The following is a 20,050-nucleotide window of genomic DNA, read 5'->3' on the forward strand; positions in this document are numbered from 1 at the left end:
CGGGGCGGCTGACCCGGCGCGCGCCCGGGTCAGCGCCCAGCGGGCTCCCGGCCCGTCACGAGCAGCCGCCTGATCTCCGCTGCGGCCGGGTGCGCCGGTGCGACGGCCAGGAAGTGCCGCAGCGTGTCTCCCGCCTCGACGGACCGGCTGTTCCGCTGCGCCAGCCCCAGCACCAGCAGGCCGTCGGGGGAATCCGGCTCGCGGGCGAGCACGTCGCGTGCGGTTCGTTGGGCGGCGGCGCCGTCACCGGCCCGGAGCAGCGCGAACGCGAGTCGCAGCCGGACGCCGTCGTCGGGCCGGTCCCGCAGCGCCTCCTGGTACATCTGCGCGGCGGCGTCGTACCGCTGCTGCGTCTCCAGGTCGTGGGCGAGTTGGAGGGCGACCGCGACCGGGTCGGCCGGTGCCGGCCGGGTGAGCGGGTCGAGCCGGTCGGCGACGATCGCGACGGACGCCACGAGCGCCACCACACCCACGGACGCCACCCGCCACGCCCGCCGTGCGCCCCGAGCGTCCGGTGTCCAGGGTGCGGCGGAACCGGTCCGGGCGGCGCCGGGTCGGAGCGTCCGCAGGGCCGCGTAGCCGCCGGCCAGCAGCGTCAACACGGGTACGCCCCAGAGCAGCAACCGGACCCCGCGGGCCGGCGGATCGGTCAGCACGTCGGCGCCGTACCGCTGGACGAACCACCGCCGGATCTCGGTCGGGTCCCGCCCCTGGGCGAGCTGGTCCGCCACCACCTGCCGCATCGCCACCGCGATCGGTGACCGGGAGTCCGCCACCGACTCGCCCTGACAGGCCGGGCAGCGCAGCCCGGCGGACACCGCGCGTACCGGATCCTGCCGGCCGGGGTCGCCCGCCGACCGGGCTAGCGCCGCGCCGGCCGCCGCGGCGAGCGTGACGAGCACGAGCGCCACCAGGGCGCGCCGCCACCTCATCCGGCCAGCAGCGGTGCGACGCGCTGCTCCAGCCACTGCCGGGTCACCACCCCCTGCCGCCGGTCGACGAGCCGGCCGTCCCGGCCGACCACGAAGGTCTCCGGCACGCCCCGCACGCCCCACTCGACCGCCCGCGTGCCGTCGGGATCAGGCACCACGGTCAACCCGGTCGCACCGGTCTCGTCGAGCAACGCCCGGACCGCGTCGGCGCCGTCACGGATGTTCAGCCCGACCAGCCGGACGCCGCGCGGGGACCAGCTGCGCTCGGCGTCCACCAGCAACGGCAGCTCGTCCCGGCACGGCCCGCACCAGGAGGCGAACACGTTGACGAGCACCACCTGGCCCCGGGCGTCGGAGAGCGCGAAGCGGCCACCGTCCAGGGTGGCGCCGGACAGCGCCGGGGCGGGTCTGCCGGCCACCGCCGTGGCCTCGCCGGGGTCCGGCGTGGCGGGTGCGCGCAGGCCGAAGGCGATCAGGGCGCCGACGGCGACGGTGAGCGTGAGGACCGTCGCCGGCCCGACGCGCAGCCATCCGGGGCGCCGCCTCACGTCGCGGCTCCCGGTCCGGCGGCCACCGGGTCGGGCCGCGGCCGGTCGGCGCGGGCGGCCGGGCGGGTCCGCTGGCGGGCGGTGGCGGCAGCCGCGAGCAACCCGCCGACGGCGGTCAGGGCGCCGCCGGCCCAGATCAGGCCCACGAGCGGGTTCACCGCGAGCCGCACGGTGGCGGTGCCGCTGTCCTCGCTGACGGCGAGCAGCGTGACGTACGTGTCGCGCAGCGGGCCGGTGCCGATCGCGGGCACGGTGACGGCGGTGTCCCGGGCGGCGTGGTAGCGCAGCGCCGGCGTGATCGTCCGCGCGGCGCGGCCCGACGCGGTGAGCGCCAGGCGGGCCTGTACGGCCATGCTTCCACTGCCGCCGGTCCGATCCACCCCGACCAGTCGGACCGCGACGTCGCTCACCCGCAGGGTCTCGCCGACCCGCAGCGTCCGTTCGGCGTCCCGGCCGTACGCCGACGAGCCGGCGACGCCCACCGCGACCAGGGCGAGCCCGGCGTGCGCGACCAGCCCGGCGAGCCGGCCGGGCCGCCGGTGTGGGCCGGGCCGGCGTAGCCGGTGGGCCAGGTCCCCGGCCAGTCCGGTGAGGACGAACCCCGCCGCGCCGAACGCGGTGAGCGCGGCCGGGCCGGGCCGGCTGAGCAGGCCGACGAGAGCCACGGTGCCCAGGCCGGCAGCGGCCGGGACGACGAGCCGCCGCAGCGCCGCCGACCGGTCGCGGACCCGCAGGGCCGGCGTCACGCCCATCACCAGCAGCACCACGACCGCCAGGGGCACCGCGGTGCGCTGGTAGTAGGCGGGGCCTACCGAGGAGCGCGTCCCGGTCAACGGGGCGGTGAGCAGCGGCAGGATCGTGCCGATCAACACCACCGCGGCGATGGTCACCAGGAGTACGCCGTGGACCAGCACCAGGGTGGCTCGGGACAGCGTCCGGGGGCGCCCGGGGCGGGTCGGCTCGGGGGCTCGACGGCCGGTCAGGACGGCCGACACCACCACCGCCAGCAGGACGAAGCCGAGCAGCATCGGGCCCAGCGGCGAGTCGGTGAAGGCGTGCACGCTGGCCACCGCCCCGGACCGGGTGAGGAAGGTGCCGAGCAGCACCAGCAGGAAGCTCGCGCAGGCGAGCGCGCCGTGCCAGGCGGCCCGGCCGCGGACCAGGGTGGTGTGCAGGAACGCCGTGGCGGTCAGCCAGGGCAGCAGGGAGGCGTTCTCCACCGGGTCCCACGCCCAGTAGCCGCCCCAGCCCAGCACCGCGTACGACCACCAGGCGCCCATCCCGATGCCGCCGGTCAGCGCCGCCCAGGCGACCAGCGCCCACGGGCGCGCCATCCGCACCCAGCCCGGCCCGTCCCGTCCCGCCAGCGGCGCCGCCAGTGCGAACGCGAACGGTACGACCAGACCGAGGTAGCCGGCGTAGAGCAGCGGCGGGTGCACGCCCATGGCCGGGTGCTGCTGGAGCAGTGGATTCGGTCCGGGGCCGTCGGCCGGCACCGGGCTCACCGCCCGGAACGGGTTCGCGGCGAAGCTGGACAGCGCGAAGAAGAACAGCATGACCACGCTGACGACCACCATCGCGTACGCGTGCAGCCGCAGCGGGTACGCGCGCCGGGCCAGCAGCGCGGCGTAGCCGCCGAGGATCAGCAACCACAGCAGCAGCGAACCGTCCAGGGCCGACCAGAGGCTGGTCAGGGTGTAGTGGAGCGGGACGTGCCGGCCGCCGTTCTCGGCCACGAACCGGACGCTGAAGTCGTGCCGCAGCAGCGCCGTCTCCAGCAGGGCGCAGGCCAGGGCGGCGGCGGCCAGGGTGGCGGCGGTGCCGCGCCGGGCGGTGCGGGCGTCCGCGCCGAACAGGGCCACGCGCAGCCAGAGCAGGGCGGTGAGGGTCGCGCAGGCGAGCCCGACGGCGAGGCCGGCGGTGCCGAGGTCACCCAGCATCGACCGGAACCGCGGGGGAGGACGACGGCCGGTACTCGTTGCCGTGCCGGACCACCACGTGGTCCGAGCGGAACACGCCGTCGGACGACAGCGTGCCCTCGACGACCGCCCCGGTTCCCTCCCGGAAGGTCTCCGGGGGTGTGCCGCGCTGCTCGACGGTGATCTCGTGGCCTCCCTCGGCGAGGCGGAACACGACGAGGTCGCCGTCGTGGCGCAGCGATCCGGGCACGACGTCGCCGCCGAGGCGGACCCGGTGGCGCGCGACGCCCGGATCGTCGAGCAGTTCGCCCGGCGTCCGGTAGTACGTGACAGTGTCGCGGAGCGCGCCGGTGACCAGCAGTCCGCCGGCGGCGAGCAGCACCACGACGAGGGCCACCCGGCCCGCCCGGCGACGCATCATCCGACTCCGGCCGGCGTGCGCTCGGCGGCGGGGGAGGGCTCGGGAGCCAGGCCGCGCTCCAGGTGGACGACCCGGCGCAGCAGGAGGCAGAACGCGGCGAGGGTCGCGGCGGCCACGGCGAGGAGCAACGCGGTGGCCATCCGGGGGTCGATCGGCGGGCGGTGCGGGGCCAGCACGGTCGCCTGCTGGTGCAACGAGCGCCACCACACCACGGAGAAGTGCACCACGGGCACGAGGAGGAAGCCGGCGACGCCGGCGACCGCGGCGGGCCGGGCCACCCGGTGATCGCCACCGTCGCGTGCTCCCCGACGCTCGGCCAGCGTCCGGCGCAGGGCGAGATAGCCGGCGTAGGCGAGCAACAGCAGTGCGGTGCTGACCAGCCGGGGATCCCAGGCCCACCAGGTGCCCCAGACCAGGTGCCCCCACACGGACCCGGTGCCGATGGCGGCGGCGGTGAGCACCACCCCGAGCTCGGCCGCCGCCCGGGCGAACCGGTCCCAGCGCAGGTCACCGCCGATCAGGTACGCCCCGCTGGCGGCGAGCACGACCGCGAACGCGGCGTACGCCACCCAGGCGGCGGGGACGTGCAGGTACATCAGGCGTTGCGCGTCGCCCTGGAGTTCATCGGGGGGCGCGAGCCATCCGCCGGCCACGGTGGCCGCGGCGGCGAGCCCGCCGGCGATCCAGGCCATCGTCCGACGCGCCGCGGCCGCTCTGGCGGTGTCCGTGAGGAGGTCCACGGTGGAGGCTTGCATCATCTCCCTGTCCGCGTCCCTGGGGCGCTTGACCGAGAAGGTGGGGACTGGAGACCCACCATAAGGCGATCGGTATCTCATATGCCGCCCTTCAGGGTAAAAGGTATGAAGGTCACCAACCGGTACTAAGGTCCTTCCCGGTGAAGACGACAGCGGAGACCACCTCGCGCCCGGCCTGGCGGCAACGCCGACCCCGGTCGGTGCTGCCGCTGCTGTACGGCCTGCTGCTGCTCGCCGGTTGCTCCGGCGGCAGCCCGTCGGCGCTGAATCCGGCGGGGACCGGGGCGGCGCGGGTCAGCGGCCTCTGGTGGCTGTTGTTCTGGATCTCCGTCGCGGTGTTCGCCGAGGTCATGGCGCTGCTCGCCTGGGCGCTCGTGTTCCGGCGCGGCGCCGCCCGGGTGCGTCACGGCCAACCGTTGCGCTTCGTGACGATCGCCGGGGCCGGGCTGCCGTTCATCATCCTCGTGGCGGTCTACGGCGTCGGTCTGCGGGACCTCGCCGCGCTCGGCGCCAGCCCCGGCCGGGACGCGCTCACCGTGGAGGTAACCGGCCACAAGTGGTGGTGGGAGGTGCGCTACGCGGGCGCCTCCGGCGCCACCGCCAACGAGATCCACATTCCGGTGGGGGAACGGGTCCGGGTCCGCCTGCGCACCGACGACGTGCTGCACAGCTTCTGGGTGCCGCAGTTGATGCCGAAGACGGACCTGATCGCCGGCGAGACCCGCGAGACCTGGCTGGAGGCCCGGCGCGACGGCAGCTACCGCGGCCAGTGCGCCGAGTACTGCGGCACCCAGCACGCCCACATGGCGTTCCTCGTGGTGGCCGAACCCCGCGCCGACTTCGACGCCTGGCTGGCCCGGCTGGACGCCCCCGCCCGGGCGCCGCGGACCGAGGCCGAACGGCGCGGTCAGCAGACCTTCGCGCAGGGCACCTGCGCCGCCTGCCACACGGTCCGGGGCACCGGCGTGCAGGGGCGGGTCGGGCCCGACCTGTCGAACGTCGGCTCGCGGTGGAGCATCGGCGCCGGCGCGGTGCCCAACGACGCCGGACACCTTGGCGGCTGGATCGCCAACTCGCAGACCGTCAAGCCGGGCAACGCCATGCCCCCGCAGCCGGTCGACGCCGCCCGACTGCCCGACCTCATCACCTACCTACGGTCGCTGGAGTAGGGGCCACCATGTCCACGACCACCAGCACCGCGCCCGCCGTCGGCCGGGACGACCTGGCCCGGCTGGCCGAGCACTGGGCCGAGCCCCGCTCGCTGCGCTCCTGGTTCACCACCGTGGACCACAAGAGGATCGGCCGGCGCTACCTGGTCACCGCCGCGTTCTTCTTCGTCCTCGCCGGGCTCAGCGCCCTGGTGATGCGTACCCAGCTCGCCCGGCCCGAGTCCGGCGTGGTGTCGCCGCAGGAGTACAACCAGCTGTTCACCATGCACGGCACGGCGATGATCTTCCTGTTCGCCACCCCGATGCTCTTCGGCTTCGGCAACTTCCTCGTGCCGTTGATGATCGGGTCACGGGACATGGCCTTTCCCCGGCTGAACGCCTTCGGCTACTGGGTGTTCCTCTTCGCCGGCCTGTTCATGTGGGCGAGCCTGCCCTTCGGGGCGGCCCCCAACAACGGCTGGTTCGCGTACGCGCCGCTGAACCAGGTGCAGCACAACCCGGGCCTGCACATGGACGTCTACGCCCTCGGTCTGCTCTTCCTCGGCATCTCCACCACCTCGGGCGCCATCAACTTCATCGTCACCGCGCTCAAGCTGCGGGCGCCGGGGATGTCGCTCAACCGGGTGCCGTTGTTCGTCTGGGCGATCGTGGCCACCGCGTTCATGGTGATCTTCGCCCTGCCGGCGCTGAACGCGGACAACGCGATGCTCTTTTTCGACCGCCGGTTCGGCACCCACTTCTTCGACCCGTCCGGCGGCGGGAACGTGCTGCTCTGGCAGCACCTGTTCTGGATCTTCGGGCACCCCGACGTGTACATCATCGTGTTACCCGCGCTGGGCATCGTCTCCGCGGTGCTGCCCGCGTTCACCCGCCGGGGCGTGGTCGCCTATTCGCTGATCGTGCTCTCCATCGTGGCGATCGCGATCATCTCGTTCGGGGTCTGGGTGCACCACATGTTCGCCACCGGGCTGCCGCAACTGTCCTACAGCTTCTTCAGCGCGGCCAGCACCGTCATCACCATCCCGTCCGGGATCCAGATCTTCGCGTGGCTGGCCACCATGCTGCTCGGCCGGCTGGTGTCGCGGGTGCCGCTGCTCTTCGTGATCGGGTTCATCGTGACCTTCGTGCTGGGCGGCTTCACCGGCGCGATGTTCGCGCTGACCGCGTTCGACCAGCAGGTCACCGACTCCTACTTCGTGGTGGCGCACTTCCACTACGTGCTGATCGGCGGGGCGGTCTTCCCGATGCTCGCCGGCATCTACTACTGGCTCCCCAAGATCACCGGCCGGATGTACCACGAAGGGCTCGGGCGGTGGGCGTTCTGGCTGGCCTTCACCGGCATGCACGTCACCTTCTTCCCCATGCACCTCACCGGCCTGTTCGGCATGCCCCGGCGCGTCTACACGTACCGCAGCGAGCCGGGTTGGGACGGGTGGAACCTGGTCAGCACGGTCGGGTCGTACCTGCTGGCGCTCGGGCTGCTGCTTGTGCTCGTCGGCGTGGTGCACGCGGTGCGGCGGGGCCGGCCGGCGCCGGCCGACCCGTGGGAGGGCGACAGTCTGGAATGGTCGACGGCCTCACCGCCCGAGCCGTACAACTTCCCGGTCATTCCCCGCGTGCGCAGCCTGCACCCCACCTGGGACGCGCGGACCGCCGAGTCGACCACCACCGGCGCGACCGCGGACCGCGTCCTCAGCGACGGCCGGCGCACCCTGTTCACCAGCGAGCTGGACGCGCGCACCGAGCGGGCGGTGGCGATGCCCGAGCCCTCGTACAAGCCGCTCGTCCTCGCCGGCGCGCTGCTGGTCTTCTTCACCGCCATGCTGCTGGCCGCGTACCCGATCGCGGTCGTCGCCGTGCTGGTGGTGGCGGCGACGATCGCGGCCTGGCTCTGGCCGCCGCGCCGCCCCGACGAGGAACTCGGGGTGGCGTCATGACGGACCGGGGTGGGGTCGTGGCCGCGGCCACCGGCGTCGCGGCGTTGACCACGGAGGAGCCGGTCGGCCGGCCGACCGGCTGGTGGGGCATGGTGCTGTTCGTCGCCACCGAGGCCACCCTCTTCGCCTGCCTGCTCGGCAGCTACTTCTACCTCCGCTTCCAGTTCGGTCCGCAGTGGCCGCCGGGCGGCGTCGACAAGCCGAAGCTGCTCATCCCGCTGCTGATGACCGCGGTGCTGGTGCCCAGCAGCCTGCCCGTGATCTGGGCCGAGCACGGCATCCGGCGCGGCCGGCGCGGGCGGCTGCGGGCGGGGCTCGCCGCCACCCTGGTGCTCGGGCTGGGCTTCCTGGCCCTGCTGGCCGTCGAGTACGCCGAGAACCTCAAGCACTTCACCATGACCACCGATGTCTACGGCTCGCTGTTCTATCTGATCACCGGCTTCCACGGGCTGCACGTGCTGGTCGGGTTGACGATGATCGGGTGGCTGCTCGCCGCCTCTCTGCGCGGTGGCAGCTTCGGGTCCCACCGCCACGAACGCGTCCGCAACGCCGCGATCTACTGGCACTTCGTCGACACGGTGTGGGTCGCCATCCTGTTCACCATCTACCTCTCCCCGCGGCTGTGATGACCACCGGACCCGGCCCGCACACCCGCCTGGCCGGCGGGCTGCTGCTCTGGTACGGCGTCCTCGGCGGGGCCGTCGCCTGGGCCGCGCACCTGCTCGTGGCCTGGCCGCTGGACGAGCTGACCTGCGCCGCGGGCCGCGAGCGCGTCGCCGCCGTGCCGCTCTGGCTGGCGGTGTGGCTCGCGGTGGTGATCCCGGGCCTGGTCACCGTGGGATCGCTGCTGGTGGCCACCCTGGTGTGGCGGCGTACCGCGCGGGCGTCGTCGGCCGGCGCCGAGGACCGGGCCGTCGACCGCTCCCGGATGCTCGCCGTGGTCGGGGTCTGGGCGAACCTGCTGTTCCTGACGATCATCGTGCTCGGCGGGGTCGCCGTGCTGGTGTTCCCGCCATGTCAGGGCTGACCGTCTACCGGGCCCACGGGTCCGGCGCGGGCGACGTGGCCGACGGGCTGCTGACGATGCTGGCCGTGGCCGTGGTCTGCCTGCTCGCGGCCGGCTACGGCCGGGGTGTGCAGGAGCTGTGGACGCGGCGGGGCCACGGCCGGGTGGTGGGGGGCTCGCGGGTGACGGCGTTCGGCGCCGGGCTGGTGGTGGTCCTGGCGGTCGACCAGGGCCGGTGCACCGGCTGGCGGAGTCCTCCTACGCCGGCCACATGGCCCAACACATGCTGCTCCTGCTGGTGGCGGGCCCGCTGCTCGCGGCCGGTGCGGCGGGACTGCCGCTCACCCTGGCCGCGCCCCGCACGCTGCGCCGGCTGCTGGCCCGCGTCCGGGCCACGGCGCCGGTGCGTCGGCTGCGCCGCCCGGCCGAACACGCCCTGCTGGCCGCAGCGGCCCAGACCCTGGCCCTGTGGCTGTGGCACCTGCCGGGCCCGTACGTCGCCGCCGTCGACCGCCCGGTCCTGCACGCCGCCGAGCACCTGAGCCTGGTGGCGGCGGCCTGGCTGCTGTGGGCGCCGGTGCTCGGCCCGGCCCGCCACCGGACCCCCGCGCCGGTGTCGCTGCTGCTGCTGGTCGGCACCATGCTGCCCGCCTCCGCCCTCGGCGCGGTCCTCACCTTCGCCCCCGAGCCGGTCTACCCCCCGCGCGTCCTCGGCCCTGACCCGCTCGCCGACCAGCAGCTCGCCGGACTGCTGATGTGGGCGCCGATGGACCTGGTGGTCCTGGTGGCGGCGCTGGCGGTCTTCCTCGGCTGGCTGCTGCGGCTGGAGCGGGAGCGGCCCGACCGCCTGGCCCCGGCCCGGCCGGCACGCCCCGGCGCACCGCCGGCGAAGGGCGCCGCAACCGAAGGGATGGTGCGATGAGCCGTCGACTCTGGATGCTGGCCACGGTGCTGGCGGCGCTGCCGGTCGTCGCCGTGACCGGCTGCGCGTCGACGTCGCCACCACCACCGCCCGAGTCCCACGCCGGGCGGCCGGACCGGGGCGCGAAGCTGATCGCCCAGTACGGGTGCGGCTCCTGCCACACGGTCCCCGGCGTCGACCGCGCCGGTGGGCTGGTCGGCCCACCGTTGACCCGCTTCGGCGCCCGCTCGTACATCGCCGGTGAGCTGCCCAACAACGCGGACAACCTGCGACGGTGGATCACCGACCCGCAGGCCGTCGAGCCGGGCACCGCCATGCCGAACCTCGGCGTCAGCGCGATCGACGCGCAGGACATCGCCGCGTACCTCTACACGTTGGACTGACGGATGCGGCGACCACGAGCGGTGACGCTGCCCGCCCTCTACCCGCGCCGGGCCCTCGTGGTCGGGTCCGTGCTGGCGCTCGCCCTGGGCCCGGTGGCCCTCGCGCCCGCGCCCGACCCCACGCCGACCCCGTCCGCCACCACCCCCGCCGGCGACCGCGGCGCCCAGCTCTACCTGGAGCAGTGCGCGAGCTGTCACGGCGTGCGCGGGCAGGGGTCGCAGCAGGGGCCGTCCCTGGTCGGCGTCGGGCCCGCCGCGGTGGACTTCCAGCTGTCCACCGGCCGGATGCCGGTGTCGCGCGAAGTTTCCCAGGCGCGGCGCCGCGAGCCCGTCTTCTCCGCCGACGACATCTCCGCGCTGGTCGACCACGTCGCCAGCTTCGGCGGTGGCGGCCCGCGGATTCCCCGGGTCGCCTCCGGCGACGTGGTCTCCGGCCGGGACCTCTTCGCCGCCAACTGCGCGCCATGCCACGGGGCTGCCGGTTCGGGGGCCGTGCTCACGAACGGCTGGAGCGCCCCACCGCTGTACGACGCCTCGGCCACCCAGGTCGCGGAGGCGGTCCGGGTCGGGCCCGGGCTGATGCCGGCCTTCCCCGGCCAGGTTCTCACCGATCAGCAGGTCGACGACCTGACCAGTTACGTGCGGCGGCTGCGCACCGAGCGGCTGGACCCGGGCGGCAACCCGCTCGGCCGGCTCGGCCCGCTGGCCGAGGGGTTGCTCGCCTGGCTGGCGGTGCTCGTCCTCCTGGTGGCCGGCGTGCGCTGGCTGGGCCGGAGGGCGGCGGAGTGAGGCGCCCGACCCCGTCGCCGGCCGAGGAGTCCGCGAGCCGCCGGATCGTTGGCGCCTTCCTGGTGAGCGCCGCCGGGGCGGTCGGCTTCGCGGTGACGTACGGGCTCGGCGGCGACACCCGGTGGGAGGGGGTGTGCCTGGCGGTCGCCTTCGCCGGTCTGGCGGTGGGGCTCGCGGTCTGGGCCCGGCGGCTGGTCCCGGTCGGCGGGTACGTCGAGGAGCACGAGGGCTTCACCCCGCCCCCGGCCGAGCAGGCGATGACCGCGGCGGAGTTCGCCGCGCCGGACAGCCCGACGCGCCGGTACGGCCTGCTCGCGGCACTCGGGTTCGCGCTGACCGCCCTCGGCGTCGCCGCGCTGTTCCCGCTGCGCTCCCTGCTTCCCTGGGACCGGGTCCGCCCGCCCCGGGCCCTGAAGGACACCCCGTGGGGGGCCGGCGTGCGGCTGGTCGACGGCACGGGACGACCCCTGCGGCCGGACGACGTGCCCGCCGAGACGATGGTCGCGGTCTTCCCCGAGGGAGACCCCGACGCGGGCGACGCCCCCGCGTTCGCGGTCCGCCTCGACCCCGAGCGCTTCTCCCGCCCGCCCGCCGGCGGTCACCTGGGCGGCCTGGTCGTCTGGTCGATGCTCTGCACCCACGCCGGCTGCCCGGTGCGGCTCTACCTCAAGGGCACGGGCCGGGTGCTCTGCCCCTGCCACCAGTCGTCATTCGACCTGCTGGCCGGGGCCCGGGCGGTCGCCGGTCCCGCGGCGCGGCCGCTGCCGGGACTGCCGATCGAGGTCGGCCCGGACGGCTTCCTCCGGGCCACCGGCGACTTCACCGCGCCGCCCGGCGCCGGCTTCTGGAGCCGGCCATGATCATGGACCGACTGGCCCGCGCGCTGGACGACCGGCTCCGGCTCTCCCCGGTCACCCGCCGGGCGTTGGCGAAGGTCTTCCCCGACCACTGGTCGTTCATGCTCGGCGAGCTCGCGCTCTACTCGTTCGTGGCGCTGATCCTCACCGGCGTCTACCTCACCTTCTTCTTCGACGCCAGCTCCGCCGACCGCGTCTACCAGGGGTCGTACGCCCCGCTGGACGGCAGCACCACCTCCGCCGCGTACGCCTCCGTGGTGCGGCTGAGCTGGGACGTACGGGCCGGTCTGCTGATCCGGCAGACCCACCACTGGGCCTCCCTGGTCTTCCTCGCCGCGATCGTTCTGCACCTGGCCCGGATCTTCTTCACCGGGGCGTTCCGGAAGCCGCGCGAACTCAACTGGCTGATCGGCGTCACCATGCTGACCCTCGCGCTGGCCAACGGCTTCACCGGTTACTCCATGCCCGACGACCTCCTCTCCGGACTGGGCCTGCGGATCATCACCTCGGTGGTGGAGTCGATCCCGCTGGTCGGGACCTGGCTGGCCGCCCTGGCCCTGGGCGGCGAGTTCCCCTCCGACGCGATGATCCCGCGGATGTTCGTCACCCACGTGCTGCTCGTGCCGGCCGTCCTCGTCGCCCTCATCTCCCTGCACCTCGGCATCCTGGTGCGGCAGAAGCACACCCAGTTCCCGGGGCCGGGCCGGACGGAGCACAACGTGGTCGGGTCACGGCTGTGGCCGAGCTACACCCTGCGCTCGCTCGCCCTCTTCGCCTGGGTCCTGGCGGTGCTGTTCGCCCTCGGCGGTCTGGCCCAGATCAACCCGGTGTGGCTCTACGGACCGTTCGAGCCGGCCCAGTCCACCTCGCCGGCGCAGCCGGACTGGTACGTCGCCTGGGGCGACGGCGCGCTGCGCCTCTTCCCGCCCTGGGAGTTCCGCATCGGCGGCTACCTGGTGCCGGCGCCGTTCTTCCCCGGCGTCGTGCTCGGCGGGCTGGCCTTCCTGGCCCTCTACCTCTGGCCGTTCGCCGAGCGGCTGCGCACGCGTGACCGCCGCCAGCACCACCTGCTCGACCGGCCCCGGGACCACCCCGTGCGGATCGGTGTCGGCGTGGCCGCCCTGACCTTCTTCGCGGTGCTCGTGGTGGCCGCCGGCGATGACGTCCTCGCTCGGCTGCTCGGGGTGCCGGTCTACGACCTGCTGTACCTCTTCCGGATCCTGGTGCTCGCCCTGCCGATCCTGACCGGGGCGGTCGCGTTCCTGACCGCGCGGGCGCTGCGCCGCGGCGAGGCGGCCTCGCTCGGGGACCTCACCCGGGCCGACCTGCGCCGTGCCGGCCGTCCCTCCCGCCGACCCTCCCGGCGCGACGACGAACCCGAGACCCCCGCGCCGGACCGGCCGGGGGAGCGGATCGAGCTGTGGCCGGAGGGGGAGGTGTGGCGGTGGCGCTACCGCGACGAGGCCCGGCGGCTGGTGCTGACCGCCAACCGGGTCGCGGTGTCGGAGGAGGAGGCGGTCGAGGCCGCCCGGCTGGCGTACCCGGGCGTGGACCGCGTCGTGGTGCCGGGGCCGCCCGCACCGTCTCCGCCCGGGCCGGTCCGGGCAGCCCTGCGCCGGTGGGGACGGGCGGCAGCCGCCGGTTCGTTGCTCGTCGCGGCGCTGGTCGAGCGCAGGCGCGACCGCCGTCGGCAGCGGGACGGCGACGAGGGCGATCCGCGGGAGAAGGCGGACGCGGCGCCGCGCGGTGGCGAGCCGAGGTGAGGCTGGGCTGAAGTCCGTGTCGTGCGGCGGGGAGGTCCGCACCGAACCGACGGACCACAGGGTCGAGATGCCTGGTGCCCCGCCCGAGACGGGCGGGGCACCAGGCGTCGGCTGGTCGGTCAGGTCTGGTTGCCGGGCACGTTCTTGTAGTCCTGGGGGCTGACCCCCTTGGGGCGCGGGTCCTTCTGCCGTTGGCCGCCGCCCTGGTTGGCGTTGGCCGACCCACCGAGTGCCTGGATCATCTCGCCCTTGTTCATCTGGTCGACGTTGCGCATTCCGGCGCGTTCCGCCTGCTTGCGCAGCTCACCGGTCTTCATCTGAGCGGGATCGCGGGCCATCGTTCCTCCTTCGGTCAGCGGACGGACTGGGAACCCGGTCGGCGTCCGCCGGGCCGCAGGCCGATCGTGCCGGTGACGGCGTCGCCGCACCATTTGGCCGCTGTCGTCCGTCTCGCCCCTCCGTGGTTTGCCGGTTCACGGTCCCGGCTCGCTTACCCGGCGACGGGCCGCACCAACGTTGGTGGGCGCCGGTCCGTGTGGGTACTCGATCAGCACCGGCCGGCGACGGTGGGGGCGGGCTCTCCGTCGGTGCCGGATCGGCGGACCGCCGGCAGGACCAGCGGGGTGCCGGTCTCCGGGTCCTCGATGATCCGGCAGGGCAGGCCGAACACCTCCTCGACCAGGTCGGTGGTGACGATCCGGCGCGGGTCCCCGGCGGCGACCACCCGCCCGCCGCGCATGGCCACCAGGTGGGTGGCGTAGCGGGCGGCCTGGTGCAGGTCGTGCAGCACCGCGACCAGGGTGCGGCCCTGTTCGTCGTGCAGCCGGGCGCAGAGGTCCAGCACCTCGACCTGGTGGGCGATGTCCAGATAGGTGGTCGGCTCGTCGAGCAGCAGCAGCGGCGTCTGCTGGGCCAGCGCCATGGCGATCCAGACCCGCTGCCGCTGCCCGCCGGAGAGCTCGTCGACCGGCCGGTCGGCCAGTTCGACGACCCCCGTGTCGGCCATCGCCTGGTCGACCACCCGCTCGTCCTCGCGGGACCACTGCCGCAGCAGGCCCTGGTGCGGGTAGCGGCCCCGGGACACGAGCTCGGCCACGGTGAGCCCGTCGGGGGCCACCGCCGACTGCGGGAGCAGCCCGAGGGTACGGGCGACCTGCCGGGCCGGCCGGCGGTGGATGTCGGCGCCGTCGAGCAGCACCGTGCCCCGGGCCGGGCGCAGCAGCCGGGCCAGGGCGCGCAGCAGCGTCGACTTGCCGCACGCGTTCGGCCCGATGATCACGGTGAAGGAGCCGTCGGGGACGGCCACCGTGAGGTCCTCGGCGACGGTGCGCCGGTCGTAGCCGAGGGTCAGCGCGTCGCCGACCAGCCGGGGGGTGTCGGGCCGCATCAGGGTTCCCTTCTCGTCGGGGCCGGTCATCGCCGGCCCCCGCGTTCGCCGGCGAGCAGCCAGGCCAGGTAGCCGCCGCCGAGCACGCCGGTGACCACGCCGACGGGCAGTTGCCGGCCGGCGACCGCGTGCTGGGCGAGCTGGTCGGCGGCGAGCAGCAGCGCCGCGCCGACGACCGCCGAGGGCAGCAGGTTCGGCCCGGGCGCGCGGGTGAGCCGGCGGGCCAGGTGCGGGGCGGTCAGCGCCAGGAACGACACCGGCCCGGCGGCCGCCGCGGCGACCGAGACCAGCAGCACGGCAGCGCCGAGCGCCGCGACCCGGACGCGGCGCACCGGTACGCCGAGCCCGGCCGCCGAGTCGTCGCCCATCTCCAGCAGCCGCAGGGCGGGGGCACGGGCGAGCAGCACGGCGGGCAGCAGCACCGCCAGCGCGCCGAGCACCGGCAGCGCGTTCGCCCAGCCCCGCCCGTCCAGGCTGCCGGTGAGCCAGAGCGCGGCACGGGCGGCGTCCATCAGCGGGGCGCGGGTGAGCAGCCAGCCGTTGACGCCGGTGAGGATGGCGGTGACCCCGATGCCCACCAGCACCAGCCGGTGCCCGCCCACGCCGTGTCGGCCGGCCAGGGCGTAGAGCAGCAGGCCGGTGGCGAGGCCGCCGGCGGCGGCGGCCCCGGCCAGCGCGGCGCTGCCGCCGCCGACCACCACCACGACCAGCGCGCCGGTGGCCGCGCCGGAGGTGACCCCGAGCACGTCCGGGCTGCCCAGCGGGTTGCGGGTCAGCGACTGGAACACCGCGCCGGCCAGGCCGAGGGCGGCGCCGACGGCCAGGGCCGTGACCAGGCGGGGCAACCGCAGTTCGGTGACGATGAACCGGTCGGCGGGGCTGCCCCCGCCGGCCAGCACACGCAGCACGTCGGCCGGGGCGATCGGGTAGTCGCCGGCGCCGACGGCCAGCACGGCCAGGGCGAGGGCGAGCAGCGTGCCGGCCAGGCCGACGACGAGGGCGCGGGGCCGCAGGCGCAGCGACAGCCCGCCGGGAAGGCGCAGCACGATCACAACCGGCCCACCCGTCCGCGCCGGACCAGGTGCAGGAAGAGCGGCCCGCCGAGCACGGCGGTGACCAGTCCCACCTGGAGCTCGCCGGGGCGGCCCAGCACCCGGCCGGCCACGTCGGCGGTGAGCAGCAGCACCGGCGCGAAGACCGCGCACCAGGGCAGCAGCCGGCGCGGGTCGGGCCCGGTGAGGGCGCGGACCAGGTGTGGTGCGAGCAGCCCCACGAAGACGATCGGCCCGCAGGCGGCGGTGGCCGCCCCGCAGAGCAGCGTGACGGCGACGACCACCGCGCCCCGGACCAGGCCGGGCCGGGCGCCGAGCGCGCGGGCGGAGTCGTCGCCGAGGGCCAGGGCGGCCAGCGGGCGGGTCACCAGCAGGGCGATCAGCAGTCCGGTGAGGACGAACGGCAGCAGGCTCGGCAGGGTGTCGGTGCGGGCGCCAGCCAGCGAGCCGACGGTCCAGAACCGCAGCCGCTCCAGCGAGGTGCTGTCGACCAGCATGACCGCGCTGACGTAGGAGAACAGGGCCGCGTTGAGCGCCGCCCCGGCCAGGGCCAACCGGGCCGGGGTGGCCTGCCGGCCGCCGGCGATGGTGTGCACGGCGACGGTGACGCCGGCGGCGCCGAGCAGCGCGTACCAGACCTGGTGGTCGAGGTCGGCCACGCCGAGCAGCACGGTGGCGGTGGCCACCGCGGCCGACGCGCCCGCGTTGATGCCGAGCAGGCCGGGGTCGGCGAGCGGGTTGCGGGTCAACGTCTGCATGGCCGCCCCGGCGACACCGAGCGCCGCGCCGGCGGCGAGACCGAGCAGCGTGCGGGGCAGCCGCCCCTGGCGCACCACGGCGTACTCGGGGGAGGCCGGGTCGGTGAGGCCGTGCCACACCTCGGGCAGGGAGAGCGGCTTCGCGCCGAGGACGAGGCTGAGCACGGCCACGGCGGCGAGCAGCAGCACGCCGAGGGCGAGCCCGCCGGCCCGGAGGCGGCGGCGCCGGCCGGACGCCGGGACGGCGGCGGTGCCGCTGCGGGGTGGGGTGATGACGGACAGCGTGGACTCCGGGGGCGGCGAAGGACCTTGACAGCGACTTAGGTTAGGTTAGCCTAACCTCGCTGTCCATGGTCATTCGCAGACCCGTACCGAAAGACTTCGCCATGCCCGATGCCCTGTCCCACCGCCGGCTCTCCCGCCGCGGCCTCCTCGCCGCCGCCGGCGCCGCCGGCCTCGGCGCCCTCCTCGCCGGCTGCGGCAAGGACGGCGGCGACGCCGCCACCAGCGCCGGCCCGACCGGCGGCCCCTGGTCGTTCACCGACGACCGGCAGCAGAAGGTCGACGCCGCCGCCCGACCGACCCGGATCGTCGCCTTCACCGGGGTGGCCGCCGCCCTGGTCGACTTCGGACTCGACAAGCAGATCGTCGGCGTGTTCGGCGAGACGAAGAAGGCCGACGGCAGCAAGGAGCCGCAGGCCGGCGACCTGAACGTCGAGCAGGTCGAGATCCTGGGCAACGCCTGGGGCGAGTTCAACCTGGAGAAGTACGCCGGCCTCCGCCCCGACCTGCTGGTCACCCACATGTACGACCCGGGCGCGCTCTGGTACGTCCCGGACGAGAGCAAGGCGAAGATCCTCCCGCTGGCACCGAGCGTCGCCATCACCACGGCCCGCGTGCCGATGACCAAGCCGATCGAGCGGTACGCCGCACTCGCCGGCTCCCTCGGCGCCGACCTGACCGCGAAGAAGGTGACCGACGCGAAGGCCCGGTTCACGGCCGCCGCCGAGGCGGTGCGCCAGGCGGTCAAGGCGAACCCCGGCATCAAGGTGATGGCCGCCTCCGGCAGCCCCGACCTGTTCTACGTCTCCAACCCGAAGGTCAGCACCGACCTCATGTACTTCGCCGAGCTCGGCGTCGACCTGGTGGTGCCGACCAAGCTCGAACAGGGCGACTACTTCGAGGCGCTGAGCTGGGAGAACACCGGCAAGTTCCCGGCCGACCTGATCCTGCTCGACAACCGCCCCACCGCCCTGCAGCCGAAGGACCTCGCCGCCAAGCCCACCTGGGCGCAGCTGCCCGCGGTCAGGGCCAACCAGGTGACCCCGTGGGACGCCGTGCCCCGCTTCTCGTACGCCGGCGCCGCCCCGCTGCTGGAGAATCTGGCCACCGCCATCCGGGGCGCGAAGAAGGTCACGGCGTGACCACCGCCGTCGCCCTGCGGTACCGGTTCTACGCCGCCCGGGTGCTCGCCACCCGGGCGGTGGGCGACTGCCTGGTCCGGGTCACCTTCGGCGGCGACGACCTCGGCGAGTTCGCCGGCGGCGGCCGGGACCAGAGCGTCTCGGTCTTCCTGCCGCACCCCGGCCAGGACGCCCCGGTCGTCCCCGTCGAGGCGGGGGAGGACTGGTACGCGGCGTGGCGCGCCCTGGACCCGGCGGTGCGGGCGGTGATGCGCTCGTACACCATCCGGGCGCAGCGGCGCGAGCGGGACGAGCTGGACATCGACTTCGTCCGGCACGGCGACACCGGCCCGGCCACCCGCTGGGCCGGCCGGGCTCGCCCGGGCGACCGGGTGCTGCTGCTCGGGCCGGCCGTGCCCGACGAGCGCACCGTGCGCTTCCAGCCACCCACCGGCGCCGACGCCGTGCTGCTGGTCGCCGACGAGACCGCCCTGCCGGCCGTCGGCGGGATCCTCGACTGGCTGCCCGCCGGCACCCCGGTGCGGGCCTTCGTCGAGGTCCCCGCGGCCGGCGACATCCAGCCGCTGCCCACCGCCGCCCACGCCGAGGTGACCTGGCTGGTCCGGGGCGCCACCGGTCCGGGCAGCAGCCTGCTGGCCGACACGCTGCGCGGCGCCCGGCTGCCCGGCGCCGCACCGTACGCCTGGATCGCCGGCGAGGCCGGCATGGTCCGGGCGGTCCGCCGGCACCTGGTCGGCGAGCGCGGCCTGGACCGCCGCAGGGTCACCTTCGCCGGCTACTGGCGGCGCGGCGCGTCGGAGGAGGACCTGCGGGCCGAGGCCGCGAGCGCCTGAGCGGCCCGGCGGCGGGACTACCGCAGCGCCACCGGGGTAGAGGGGAGCGTGACCGCGCCCGGGCCGTGCCGCCGGTGGCGCCCGGACGGCCGGGGCGCCACGTGACCGAGGTCGTGGCCGCCGCCCGCCGGCAGGCGCGGGAGGCGTACGAGCGGCTGCGCCGGTACTTCATCGTCGCCCTCCAGGCCGGCCTGGCGGCCGGGCTGTCCTGGTACGTCGCCAACACCCTGCTGCACAACCCGCAGCCGCTGTTCGCGCCTGCCGCCGCGGTCGGCACCATCGCCGCGGCCATCGGCAACCGGATACGCCGCACCGCCGAGCTGCTCGGCGGGGTGATCGTCGGAGTGCTCGTCGCCGACCTGATCATCCAGGTGATCGGAAACGGGCCCGTGCAGACCGGGCTGGTCGTCGCGCTGGCCATCTCGGCGGCGGTGGTGTTCCGCGGCAGCGGGGCGGTGATGGTACAGGCCGGAAGCACCGCCGTCCTGCTGGGCACCGTCGAGCCCAGCTCGCCCGACCTGGCCGTGCCGCGGACCGCCAACGCGCTGGTCGGCGGCGGGGTGGCGGTGGTGGTGGCGCTGCTCCTGCTGCCGCTGAACCCGGTCCGGGTGGTGCACCGCGCCGCCGGTGCCAGCCTCGACATCTTCGCCCACCAGCTGACCGTCACCGCCGAGGCCCTCGCCGCCGGCGACCCCGGGCGGGCCGACGCGGCATTGCAGCGCCTCCAGACCGCCGAGGCGGAGCGGAAAGAGACCACCGAGATCGTCGCCGCGGCCGCGGAGGTGGCGTCGCTGTCCCCGTGGCGCTGGCGGCGCCGCTCCCAGCTGCGCCGCTACGCGCACGCCGCCACGCACCTGGAGCTGGCCTTCACCAACAGCCGCAACATGGTCCGCCGGGTGGTCGCGCTCCTCGACGCCCGGGAGCCGGTCCCGGCCGACCTGCCGGCCGCCATCGAGACCTTCGGGCAGGCGCTGCGACTGCTGCACCGCGACTTCCTGGCCGGCCGGACCCCCGAGATCGCCCGGTCGCAGGCGTTGCACGCCGCGGAGGCGGCCCGCCGGGCCCGCGCGCAGGACCTCGGCTTTTCCGGCACCATCGTCGCCTCGCAGCTGCTCATCGTGGTCGGGGAGCTGCTCCAGGCGTCCGGGCTCACCAAGGCCGAGGCGGATCGGATGGCCGGGGTATGAGCGGCCAC

General features: G+C 75.2%; 21 protein-coding genes. 12 read left to right on the top strand and 9 right to left on the bottom strand.

The window, feature by feature from the left end; all coding sequences use genetic code 11:
- Window positions 1-29: 29 nt before the first annotated feature.
- Genes IEY96_RS18450 through ccsA form a run of 5 tightly spaced genes read right to left on the bottom strand, consistent with a single transcriptional unit; the run spans window position 30 to window position 4,578 of the window.
- The gene (locus IEY96_RS18450) at window positions 30-932 is read right to left on the bottom strand and encodes a cytochrome c-type biogenesis protein CcmH (protein ID WP_189196030.1); all 903 of its coding nucleotides are present in this window, start codon (window positions 930-932) and stop codon (window positions 30-32) included.
- Entirely contained in the window at window positions 929-1,480 is a 552-nt protein-coding gene (locus tag IEY96_RS18455) for a TlpA family protein disulfide reductase (RefSeq protein ID WP_189196031.1), read from the bottom strand. The genes IEY96_RS18450 and IEY96_RS18455 overlap by 4 nt, the downstream gene beginning before the upstream one ends.
- Window positions 1,477-3,420: a heme lyase CcmF/NrfE family subunit gene (locus IEY96_RS18460; RefSeq protein ID WP_189196032.1), complete on the bottom strand. Its 1,944-nt coding sequence runs from the start codon at window positions 3,418-3,420 to the stop codon at window positions 1,477-1,479. The genes IEY96_RS18455 and IEY96_RS18460 overlap by 4 nt, the downstream gene beginning before the upstream one ends.
- A complete protein-coding gene (locus IEY96_RS18465; protein WP_189196033.1) occupies window positions 3,410-3,820 on the bottom strand; it encodes a cytochrome c maturation protein CcmE in 411 nt (136 codons plus the stop codon). Before IEY96_RS18465 ends, IEY96_RS18460 begins: the two co-directional genes overlap by 11 nt.
- A complete protein-coding gene (gene ccsA, locus IEY96_RS18470; protein WP_229791691.1) occupies window positions 3,817-4,578 on the bottom strand; it encodes a cytochrome c biogenesis protein CcsA in 762 nt (253 codons plus the stop codon). Before ccsA ends, IEY96_RS18465 begins: the two co-directional genes overlap by 4 nt.
- Before the next feature lie 137 nt (window positions 4,579-4,715).
- On the opposite strand from ccsA, the gene coxB reads away from it, so the two are divergent.
- The 9 genes from coxB to qcrB all read left to right on the top strand — a co-directional run bounded on the left by coxB (window position 4,716) and on the right by qcrB (window position 13,401).
- Window positions 4,716-5,744 (top strand): cytochrome c oxidase subunit II, encoded by a 1,029-nt coding sequence (gene coxB, locus IEY96_RS18475; protein WP_189196034.1) that lies wholly within the window; start codon window positions 4,716-4,718, stop codon window positions 5,742-5,744.
- 8 nt (window positions 5,745-5,752) lie between these two features.
- Window positions 5,753-7,681 (top strand): cytochrome c oxidase subunit I, encoded by a 1,929-nt coding sequence (ctaD, locus tag IEY96_RS18480; RefSeq protein ID WP_189196035.1) that lies wholly within the window; start codon window positions 5,753-5,755, stop codon window positions 7,679-7,681.
- A complete protein-coding gene (locus IEY96_RS18485; RefSeq protein WP_189196036.1) occupies window positions 7,678-8,307 on the top strand; it encodes a cytochrome c oxidase subunit 3 in 630 nt (209 codons plus the stop codon). Before ctaD ends, IEY96_RS18485 begins: the two co-directional genes overlap by 4 nt.
- On the top strand, window positions 8,307-8,708 hold the full coding sequence (locus tag IEY96_RS18490) for a hypothetical protein (RefSeq protein WP_189196037.1): 402 nt from the start codon (window positions 8,307-8,309) through the stop codon (window positions 8,706-8,708). The genes IEY96_RS18485 and IEY96_RS18490 overlap by 1 nt, the downstream gene beginning before the upstream one ends.
- A gap of 214 nt (window positions 8,709-8,922) precedes the next feature.
- Window positions 8,923-9,609 carry a cytochrome c oxidase assembly protein gene (locus IEY96_RS18495; RefSeq protein ID WP_189196038.1) on the top strand — a complete coding sequence of 229 codons (687 nt, stop codon included), beginning with the start codon at window positions 8,923-8,925 and terminating at the stop codon, window positions 9,607-9,609.
- Window positions 9,606-9,992, top strand: a complete 387-nt coding sequence (locus IEY96_RS18500) for a c-type cytochrome (RefSeq protein ID WP_229791693.1) — start codon at window positions 9,606-9,608, stop codon at window positions 9,990-9,992. Before IEY96_RS18495 ends, IEY96_RS18500 begins: the two co-directional genes overlap by 4 nt.
- 3 nt (window positions 9,993-9,995) lie before the next feature.
- Window positions 9,996-10,781, top strand: coding sequence for a cytochrome bc1 complex diheme cytochrome c subunit (gene qcrC / locus IEY96_RS18505; protein ID WP_189196039.1), 786 nt, complete (start codon window positions 9,996-9,998; stop codon window positions 10,779-10,781).
- On the top strand, window positions 10,778-11,641 hold the full coding sequence (locus IEY96_RS18510; protein WP_189196040.1) for a ubiquinol-cytochrome c reductase iron-sulfur subunit: 864 nt from the start codon (window positions 10,778-10,780) through the stop codon (window positions 11,639-11,641). Before qcrC ends, IEY96_RS18510 begins: the two co-directional genes overlap by 4 nt.
- The gene (qcrB, locus tag IEY96_RS18515; protein ID WP_229791694.1) at window positions 11,638-13,401 is read left to right on the top strand and encodes a cytochrome bc1 complex cytochrome b subunit; all 1,764 of its coding nucleotides are present in this window, start codon (window positions 11,638-11,640) and stop codon (window positions 13,399-13,401) included. The genes IEY96_RS18510 and qcrB overlap by 4 nt, the downstream gene beginning before the upstream one ends.
- A gap of 119 nt (window positions 13,402-13,520) precedes the next feature.
- On the opposite strand, the gene IEY96_RS18520 is transcribed toward qcrB, so the two are convergent.
- From IEY96_RS18520 to IEY96_RS18535, 4 genes are all read right to left on the bottom strand, one after another.
- Window positions 13,521-13,739, bottom strand: coding sequence for a hypothetical protein (locus IEY96_RS18520; RefSeq protein ID WP_189196041.1), 219 nt, complete (start codon window positions 13,737-13,739; stop codon window positions 13,521-13,523).
- Between the two features lie 209 nt (window positions 13,740-13,948).
- Window positions 13,949-14,788 carry an ABC transporter ATP-binding protein gene (locus IEY96_RS18525; protein ID WP_189196042.1) on the bottom strand — a complete coding sequence of 280 codons (840 nt, stop codon included), beginning with the start codon at window positions 14,786-14,788 and terminating at the stop codon, window positions 13,949-13,951.
- Window positions 14,789-14,814: 26 nt separating this feature from the next.
- Window positions 14,815-15,840: a FecCD family ABC transporter permease gene (locus IEY96_RS18530; protein WP_189196043.1), complete on the bottom strand. Its 1,026-nt coding sequence runs from the start codon at window positions 15,838-15,840 to the stop codon at window positions 14,815-14,817.
- Window positions 15,837-16,787: a FecCD family ABC transporter permease gene (locus IEY96_RS18535; RefSeq protein ID WP_229791695.1), complete on the bottom strand. Its 951-nt coding sequence runs from the start codon at window positions 16,785-16,787 to the stop codon at window positions 15,837-15,839. Before IEY96_RS18535 ends, IEY96_RS18530 begins: the two co-directional genes overlap by 4 nt.
- A 197-nt stretch (window positions 16,788-16,984) precedes the next feature.
- On the opposite strand from IEY96_RS18535, the gene IEY96_RS18540 reads away from it, so the two are divergent.
- The 3 genes from IEY96_RS18540 (at window position 16,985) to IEY96_RS18550 (ending at window position 20,042) form a co-directional block, all read left to right on the top strand.
- A complete protein-coding gene (locus IEY96_RS18540) occupies window positions 16,985-18,022 on the top strand; it encodes an ABC transporter substrate-binding protein (protein ID WP_189196044.1) in 1,038 nt (345 codons plus the stop codon).
- Window positions 18,019-18,855, top strand: coding sequence for a siderophore-interacting protein (locus IEY96_RS18545; RefSeq protein WP_189196045.1), 837 nt, complete (start codon window positions 18,019-18,021; stop codon window positions 18,853-18,855). The genes IEY96_RS18540 and IEY96_RS18545 overlap by 4 nt, the downstream gene beginning before the upstream one ends.
- A gap of 101 nt (window positions 18,856-18,956) precedes the next feature.
- Entirely contained in the window at window positions 18,957-20,042 is a 1,086-nt protein-coding gene (locus IEY96_RS18550) for an FUSC family protein (protein ID WP_229791696.1), read from the top strand.
- Window positions 20,043-20,050: the final 8 nt, after the last annotated feature.

It is taken from the genome of Micromonospora fulviviridis (assembly GCF_014648395.1).
GTDB lineage: Bacteria > Actinomycetota > Actinomycetes > Mycobacteriales > Micromonosporaceae > Micromonospora > Micromonospora fulviviridis.

Coding starts and splice junctions, on each gene's coding strand:
- qcrC (WP_189196039.1), top strand. CDS start 9,996: ATGCGGCGACCACGAGCGGTGACGCTGCCCGCCCTCTACCCGCGCCGG.
- IEY96_RS18460 (WP_189196032.1), bottom strand. CDS start 3,420: ATGCTGGGTGACCTCGGCACCGCCGGCCTCGCCGTCGGGCTCGCCTGC.
- IEY96_RS18540 (WP_189196044.1), top strand. CDS start 16,985: ATGCCCGATGCCCTGTCCCACCGCCGGCTCTCCCGCCGCGGCCTCCTC.
- IEY96_RS18450 (WP_189196030.1), bottom strand. CDS start 932: ATGAGGTGGCGGCGCGCCCTGGTGGCGCTCGTGCTCGTCACGCTCGCC.
- ctaD (WP_189196035.1), top strand. CDS start 5,753: ATGTCCACGACCACCAGCACCGCGCCCGCCGTCGGCCGGGACGACCTG.
- IEY96_RS18485 (WP_189196036.1), top strand. CDS start 7,678: ATGACGGACCGGGGTGGGGTCGTGGCCGCGGCCACCGGCGTCGCGGCG.
- ccsA (WP_229791691.1), bottom strand. CDS start 4,578: ATGATGCAAGCCTCCACCGTGGACCTCCTCACGGACACCGCCAGAGCG.
- IEY96_RS18465 (WP_189196033.1), bottom strand. CDS start 3,820: ATGATGCGTCGCCGGGCGGGCCGGGTGGCCCTCGTCGTGGTGCTGCTC.
- qcrB (WP_229791694.1), top strand. CDS start 11,638: ATGATCATGGACCGACTGGCCCGCGCGCTGGACGACCGGCTCCGGCTC.
- IEY96_RS18520 (WP_189196041.1), bottom strand. CDS start 13,739: ATGGCCCGCGATCCCGCTCAGATGAAGACCGGTGAGCTGCGCAAGCAG.
- IEY96_RS18500 (WP_229791693.1), top strand. CDS start 9,606: ATGAGCCGTCGACTCTGGATGCTGGCCACGGTGCTGGCGGCGCTGCCG.
- IEY96_RS18490 (WP_189196037.1), top strand. CDS start 8,307: ATGACCACCGGACCCGGCCCGCACACCCGCCTGGCCGGCGGGCTGCTG.
- IEY96_RS18525 (WP_189196042.1), bottom strand. CDS start 14,788: ATGCGGCCCGACACCCCCCGGCTGGTCGGCGACGCGCTGACCCTCGGC.